Origin of the sequence: Cetobacterium sp. 2A, from assembly GCF_014250685.1 — a bacterium.
Classification (GTDB): Bacteria; Fusobacteriota; Fusobacteriia; order Fusobacteriales; family Fusobacteriaceae; genus Cetobacterium.
The window spans coordinates 126,834-134,309 of record NZ_JACFAJ010000011.1; the positions used below are offsets into that span (position 1 = coordinate 126,834).

Consider the following 7,476-nt stretch of genomic DNA (forward strand, 5'->3'; position numbering starts at 1 on the left):
GAGGTTGTTATGACAAATTTAAAATTTGAATTAAGTAGTACAGGTATTAAAAATGGATATATTCTTGAAAAATATGGAAAATACGGGACTGACAAAATAGAGGATGTTCCTTCTCTTTCTATCCCTCTTCAATGGACTAATCCTCCAGAAGGAACAAAACAGTTTGCTCTAGTTATGCAAGATTTTGATGCTATTCCTGTTTGTGGGTTTTCATGGATACACTGGGTAGCACTTATTCCAGTAAACTATACAGAACTTCCAGAGAATGCAAGTCAAGTAGATGTAAACTTAATACAAGGAGTAAACAGTTCAATATCTCCTTTTAGAAAACTTGATAAAAAAGCAGCCTCACATTTTGGTGGTCCTGCACCACCTGATAAAGATCATACATATACTTTTACAATTTTTGCTTTAGATAAAGAAATTAAATTAGAAAATGGTTTTTATCTTAATTACCTATATAAAGATATGAAAAATCATATTCTAGGAATTGCGGAGTTAGAAGGAATATATAAATGTTAAAAGAAGCTTGTGTAGAATCTTATTTAGAAGCTAAAATCGCTGAAAGTAAAGGTGCGAATCGAATAGAACTCTGTGAAAACTTAGCTCAAGGAGGAACTACTCCATCTTATGGAACGATAAAATCATGTTTGAAATATCTTAATATTCCATTCTTTGTGATGATTAGGCCAAGAGGAGGAGATTTTTGTTACTCAAAAGATGAGATTGAAATTATGAAAGATGATATTACACTTTGCAAATCTTTAGGTGTTGAAGGGATTGTGATAGGAGTCCTAAATAATAAAAAAGAAATTGATTATCCTTTACTTAAAGAGCTAATTTCTTTGGCAAAACCAATGAAAGTAACCTTTCATAAAGCAATAGATGAAGTTGAAAATCCTATAAATGCAATCCCTAATCTAATAGAATTAGGGATTGATAGAATTTTAACATCTGGAAAACATGAAACTGCTTTAGCTGGAAAAGATATCTTAAATAAAATGATTACCTTAGCCAATGGAAAAATTATTATCATTGCTGCCGGAAAAATAACGTATGAAAACTTTAACGAAATTTCTTCTTTAATTAATACTCATGAATTTCATGGGAAAAAAATAGTATAAAAAATTTAATTAGCTATATTCTTTAAGGATTTTATTGTTAATGGAATACTAAGAATTATACATAAAAATTCTCCAAAGGGTATAGCTAACCAAATTCCAATATTTCCTAAAAATAACGGCAAAATCATCAGCGCTATCACAACAAATATTATCGAATGTCCACAGGCTATAAAAGCTGATTCTAGAGGTTTCTCTATAGCTGTATGAAGAGAACTTGATATTATATTGATAAATGAAAAAATGTAAGCAAATGAAAAATACGATATAACTTCTCCAGTAAGTAAAATTAAACTTTTATCTCCTTTAGAAAAAATATTAATTATAGGTCCACTATAAAACTTCATAAGAATAAAAGAAATTAAGCCAATTGCACCACCAGATATAGTTGCTATTTTTAAAACATCATATATTTTTGTAAATCTTTGAGCTCCCAGATTATAAGATACTATCGGCTGTAATGCTTGTGACAATCCATACAGCGAAATACTAACTATAGAATTAATATAAAAAACTATGGTTAATGCTGATACTCCAAGTTCTCCAATATTTCTCATCACAACTAAATTAAATATATACATAGTTATTGATGATGATAGTAATGTCAGCATTTCCGAGCTTCCATTGTATAAAATCTTTTTTAAAACCTCAAAATTTCCTTTAGGCTTTTTTAAATCTAAAAATTTAATAAGAGCTAAAGATCCTATCACATTTGCTATACAAGTTGCTATAGCTGCACCTTCCATTCCCCAGCCCATCTTAATTATGAATAAATAATCTAATATAACATTTCCTAAAAAACATATTGCTCCACTTAAAAATACTAAATTTGGTTTTCCTTTCAATCTAACAAATGTCTCTGTTACTATAGGAAAGTTATAAAAAATACTGAAAATAATCATAATTGAAAGATAGGGTTCAACATAAGTTCTCATTAAATCGTCTGCTCCTAAAAACGTTATGATATTTTTCAAAAAAATCATACTAAATATAGATACTAATCCAATTATTGCTATGAACATAAGTACAGTAAATGACTTCGTTTCATCAGCTTTTTTAATATTGTTATTTCCATAATAAATTCCAGCAATAACTGATCCACCTGAAGTTATCATAAGTGCAATACTTGTTAAAAAAAATATATAAGGCATTGAAAGATTTACTGCAGCCAATCCTCTCATTCCTACATTGTTTGCTATAAAAATCCCATCTACCATAGTTTGAACAGATACTATTAACATTCCTACTATACTAGGAATAGCAAATTTAAAAAATAATTTTTTTACACACCCATTTTCAAGTGTGATTTCTACGTTTTTCATATTTTCTCCTAATTTTATTTTGATAAATATATATTCTTATAGTATTATAAACTATGACGTTAACGTTACAGTCAAGTCTTTTGGAGGAAATATGAGAGAAAAATATAAAATAAGTCAAGTTGCAAAATTATTTAATATATCAAGAAGAACACTAATTTATTATGATGAAATTGGATTATTTAAACCTGACTACATAGATTTGACAAACAATTATAGATATTATTCAGCACATCAATTATATGATCTTTACTTTCTAATTGCTTTAAAAGATTCTGGCTTTTCTTTAGGAGAAATTAAAGAGTATACCAACAGTAAAAATATTCAAGATTCTCTTGATTTTTTAGATACGAAATTAAAACTTATCGATTTTAAAATATCTGAATTAGAAAAATATAAACAAGTTATTGCAAGAAAAAAAGAAGAATTAAAAAAAATTCTTTCTTCTGAAGGAATAGAACCTAGCATTGTCTATAATAAACATTTTAGGGTATTTTTTATTTCTGTCGCGCCTCCATATACACATATGGAAGTGACAAATGTTTATAAAAAATTACAAGAAATTGAAATAGATTTAAAATTAAAAAATAAAACATACATAACTATCATTGATAAAAAAAATCTAGAAGAAAATGATTTTTATCCAGTAAAAAAAATTGGAATTGTTATCCCAAATAATAAGGAATATAAAAATATTTCCTATATTTCTTATAAAAAACTTGCCTCTATTACACATAAGGATTCTTATGAAAACCTAGAGAGTACTTACAAAGTTTTAATTGATTTTATAAATAAAAATTCATATAAAATTAATGATGATTCTATAGAAGTTACAAACGAACTAATGCTTCAATTTGAAGAAGGAATAGGAGGAATTATAGAAATTTTAATCCCTATTGATTAATCTAATTTTAAAAAAAATTAAAAGTGCTGCAATTTGAGTTGTTAAACAGAAAAAACCAATGGTTGCAGCTCCATTTTTATAAAGAAATCCTATTATACTACTTCCTAATAATATACCTAAACCATAAAAAACATTGTAGATACCATAAGCTTTTCCTCTATTTTCTTTTCCTATTTCGTCAGCAATAAAAGCTCTAAAAATAACTTCTTGAATAGCTAAAATTATTCCACAAATAAAAATACCTATTATTATAAATATCTTGCTCTCAGAAAATACCATAAATGCAACAGGTAGTGCAAAAATCATATCTACTAACATTATTATACTCATTCCTAGTATTCCTAAATATATTCCATAAATTCCTCTAGCTCCCTCATAAACTGTATCTCCTAATCCTGCAATAAGTCCAAAAATAATGATAATTTTTTTAGCCAGTTTATTTTTTTCTTCAGGCGTATAATCTATCATAATTTTCTCTATTTCCTCTAATAAAAAATATAGTATAAAAACTATTATGCTAACCCCTCTTGCCAGAGAAATAGGAAAATTTATTTTTTATTATTGACATTCTAACTTTTATAAAGTATATACATTACCAATGATGTATTCATTGTATACAATCTGTTTTTAACCATAACTAAAGGAGCAAAATAATGTCTAAACAAACAAATACAGAATTAATTGCTAAAGAACTTGAAGAAAAAATACTTAATTTAGAATACAAACCAGGACAGATAATAACAGAACATGAAATTTCTAATAAATATAATATATCTCGGACACCTTGTCGTGATATTTTTCAAAAATTAAAATCTGAGGGTCTGATTGATTATATTCCATTTAAATCAAATTTTATCTCTCTTTTAGATTTTGAAATTATCAAACAAAGTATCTTTATGAGAACCACTTTGGAAAAAGAAATTATTAAACAATTTGCCACTACCGCTACTCCTAAAGATTTACTTTATTTAGAATATAATTTACAACTACAAGAATTACTTATAAAAACTGATTTTATGCCCAATGAGTTTTATAAATTAGATTGTGAATTCCATAAAATCTGGTTTAATGCTACCAATAATCTTTTTATTTGGGAACAAATAGATAAAGCTCAAGCTCAATATAAGCGTTTTAGAATGCTTGATATTGTTGAAGTTAGAAACTTTGAGGCCATTGTAGAAGATCATAAAGCTTTAGTTTTCTTTATAAAAAATAAAGACTACATAAATCTTGATGAACATATTATTAGTCATTTAAATAGTGGAATTAAGAGGTTAAAAGAAAAAATATCCTCTGAACTTTCTCTATATTTTAAATAAAATATAATTGGGAGGTATTTAATGAAAAAGATTTCTATTCTAACATTTTCTGGTTTGTTTATTTTAGGGGTTACATCTTTTGCAAAAACACAAGTTTTAAAAGTTGCTTTTAACCAATCTGAAAATCATCCTCAATATAAAGTTCTTAAAGATTTTGGAGATAAATTAGAGACTCAAACAAATGGTAATTATAAACTTGAAATTTCACCTAACGCACTACTGGGTGACCAAAGAGCTACTACTGAACTTGTACAAAACGGTATTATTCAAATGACTGTTGTCGGAAATCCTGTAGTTGAAAATTTTAGTAAAGATTTTGCTATAATTGGACTTCCATACATCTATGATAGTTTAGAGCATCAAAAATCAGTATTTACCTCTGGAGCTTTGGATGGACTATTTAAATCTGTATCTAAAAATGGTTTCGAAGTTGTTGGTGCTTTCACTGCTGGTTCAAGATCTATTTATACAGACAAACCTATCGAAAAACCTGAGGATTTAAACGGGTATAAAATTCGTGTTATGCAATCAGATACTATGAAAAAAATGTTAGATTATATGGGTGGAGTTGGAACTCCTATGGCTCAAAGTGAAGTTTATACAGCTGTTCAACAAGGTGTTTTAGAAGGTGGAGAAAATAACGAGGTTACTTATATGGATTTAAAACATTATGAAATTTCACCTTATTTCTCATATACAAATCACCTAATGGTTCCAGATTTAATCCTTATAAATGAAAAAATCTATTCAAAAATGGAAACTAAAGATAGAGAAACTTTTGATAAACTTATGAAAGAAGCTGTTGAACAGGAATTTGTTGTATGGAATGAAAATATTGAAAGTGCTAAAAAGGTAGCTATTGAAAACGGAGCCAAATTTATAGATATTGATATTAAACCGTTCCAAGAAAAAGTAAAACCTCTTCAAGAGATTGTTATTAATTCGTCTGATGTTACAAAAGATATTTATTTAAAAATTAGAAATTTAGCTAACTAAAAATAATATTTCTATGGGAGTTTTATTTATGGATACTATTAAAAATATTTTAGATAAAATAATTGAAGTATTTTGTATTGGAATTATGGGAATTATGACTTTACTTGTAAGTTGGCAAGTTTTTACTAGATATTTTTTTAATAAACCAAGTGCAATTACAGAGCAACTTTCTCAATATCTTTTTGTCTGGTTGGTTTTATACGGTGCTGCTTATGTTTTTGGAAAAAGAGATCACATGAAAATTACATTCATTAGAGATAAAATGGAAAATAAAATTGGCTTATTCTTTGATTTAACTCAAGAGATTGTTATTGCCCTTTTTGCTCTATCTGTAATGATTTATGGAGGATTTTTATCTACTATAAGACAAATGGTACAATTAGATGCTGCTCTCCAAATTCCAATAGGAGTTGTTTATTCTGCCATTCCAATAAGTGGAATATGTATAGTTTTCTACTCTATACATAACATAACTAATATTTATAAAAATAAAGTTTAATGTGTTTAAATAGGAGATTGATATGGATTTAGCTATTCAAACTGGTTTAATAATTTTTTTGTCTCTACCCATACTACTTCTTATTGGAGTTCCCATCAGTATTAGTATTGGATTTGCATCAACTCTTTCTATGATGCTTGTTCTTCCAATGGAAGGATCTTTGATTACATCTGCACAAAGGCTTTTTATAGGAACAAATTCTTTTTCATTGATTGCAATCCCATTCTTTATTTTAGCTGGAAACATTATGAACAATGGTGGAATTGCTATTCGTTTAATTAATTGTGCTAAACTTATTGGTGGAAAACTTCCAGCTCCTTTAGCTCAATCAAATGTAGTCGCAAATATGCTCTTTGGTGCTATCAGTGGTTCTGGTGTTGCTGCTGCTGCCGCAGTTGGTGGAACAATAGCTCCTATTGAAAAAGCTGAAGGGTATAGTCCTGAGTTTAGCTCCGCAGTTAATATCGCATCCGCTCCTACAGGAATGCTAATACCTCCAAGTAATACTTTGATTGTTTATTCCACAGTTGCCGGAAGTGTATCTATTTCAGCTCTTTTTATAGCTGGTTATATTCCGGGTATTCTTTGGGGATTAGGTGTTATGCTTATTGCTGGAATCATGGCAAAAAAAGAAAACTATATTAAGAATTCAAATATAACTTTTAAAGATGCAATTAAAACTATACTGGATGCTATTCCAAGTTTACTTTTAATTATTATAGTTATAGGTGGAATTTTAAAAGGGATTTTTACTGCTACTGAGGGCTCAGCTATTGCCGTTGTATATTCATTAATTCTTTCATTTATATATCGGCAGCTCAAAGTTTCAGATTTACCTAGAATTTTACTTGGATCAGCAGAAATGACATCAATTGTTATTTTCATGATTGGAGTTTCTTCAATTATGTCTTGGATTATGGCTTTTACAAATATTCCTCAAAAAATTGCTGCATCACTTTTAGGTATTACTGATAATTTTACTGTTATCTTATTAATTATGAATTTGCTTATGCTTATAATTGGAACTTTTATGGATCCTACTCCTGCGGTTCTTATTTTTACACCTATCTTTCTTCCAATAGTTCAGAGCTTCGGAATGAATACTGTTCAATTTGGAATTATGATTGTTTTTAATCTTTGTATCGGGACTATAACTCCTCCTGTTGGGCCTATTCTTTTTACAGGTTGTAAAGTTGGTGGGGTGACTATTGAACAAGTCTTTAAAAAACTTCTTCCATTTTATTTAGTTACCGCTATTATTCTTTTATTTGTTACTTTCATTCCAAGTTTATCACTAGCTCTACCTAAATTTTTTCGA

9 protein-coding genes are annotated in these 7,476 nt (G+C 28.1%); 7 read left to right on the forward strand and 2 right to left on the reverse strand.

Translation table 11 applies throughout. The features are described from left to right. Positions 1–9: 9 nt before the first annotated feature. A complete protein-coding gene (locus H3N56_RS12215) occupies positions 10–522 on the forward strand; it encodes a YbhB/YbcL family Raf kinase inhibitor-like protein (RefSeq protein ID WP_185881471.1) in 513 nt (170 codons plus the stop codon). Further along, complete coding sequence (locus tag H3N56_RS12220; protein ID WP_185881472.1) at positions 516–1,124, forward strand: copper homeostasis protein CutC; 609 nt, start codon at positions 516–518, stop codon at positions 1,122–1,124. Before H3N56_RS12215 ends, H3N56_RS12220 begins: the two co-directional genes overlap by 7 nt. A gap of 5 nt (positions 1,125–1,129) precedes the next feature. Here H3N56_RS12220 and H3N56_RS12225 read toward each other — a convergent pair whose 3' ends face one another. Beyond that, a complete protein-coding gene (locus tag H3N56_RS12225) occupies positions 1,130–2,443 on the reverse strand; it encodes an MATE family efflux transporter (RefSeq protein ID WP_185881473.1) in 1,314 nt (437 codons plus the stop codon). A gap of 91 nt (positions 2,444–2,534) precedes the next feature. Between H3N56_RS12225 and H3N56_RS12230 the strand changes: the two genes are divergently transcribed. Further along, a complete protein-coding gene (locus H3N56_RS12230) occupies positions 2,535–3,344 on the forward strand; it encodes a MerR family transcriptional regulator (protein WP_185881474.1) in 810 nt (269 codons plus the stop codon). Here H3N56_RS12230 and H3N56_RS12235 read toward each other — a convergent pair. Next, the gene (locus H3N56_RS12235; RefSeq protein WP_185881475.1) at positions 3,327–3,812 is read right to left on the reverse strand and encodes an MFS transporter; all 486 of its coding nucleotides are present in this window, start codon (positions 3,810–3,812) and stop codon (positions 3,327–3,329) included. The genes H3N56_RS12230 and H3N56_RS12235 overlap by 18 nt on opposite strands. Before the next feature lie 185 nt (positions 3,813–3,997). Here H3N56_RS12235 and H3N56_RS12240 point away from each other — a divergent pair, with 185 nt between their 5' ends. From H3N56_RS12240 to H3N56_RS12255, 4 genes are all read left to right on the forward strand, one after another. Then, a complete protein-coding gene (locus tag H3N56_RS12240; RefSeq protein WP_185881476.1) occupies positions 3,998–4,663 on the forward strand; it encodes a GntR family transcriptional regulator in 666 nt (221 codons plus the stop codon). A 21-nt stretch (positions 4,664–4,684) separates the two neighbouring features. Continuing rightward, positions 4,685–5,659: a TRAP transporter substrate-binding protein gene (locus H3N56_RS12245; protein WP_185881477.1), complete on the forward strand. Its 975-nt coding sequence runs from the start codon at positions 4,685–4,687 to the stop codon at positions 5,657–5,659. Positions 5,660–5,687: 28 nt separating this feature from the next. Further along, on the forward strand, positions 5,688–6,158 hold the full coding sequence (locus H3N56_RS12250) for a TRAP transporter small permease (RefSeq protein WP_185881478.1): 471 nt from the start codon (positions 5,688–5,690) through the stop codon (positions 6,156–6,158). 22 nt (positions 6,159–6,180) lie between these two features. Then, on the forward strand, positions 6,181–7,476 hold a 1,296-nt coding region (locus H3N56_RS12255; RefSeq protein WP_185881479.1), incomplete at its 3' end, for a TRAP transporter large permease.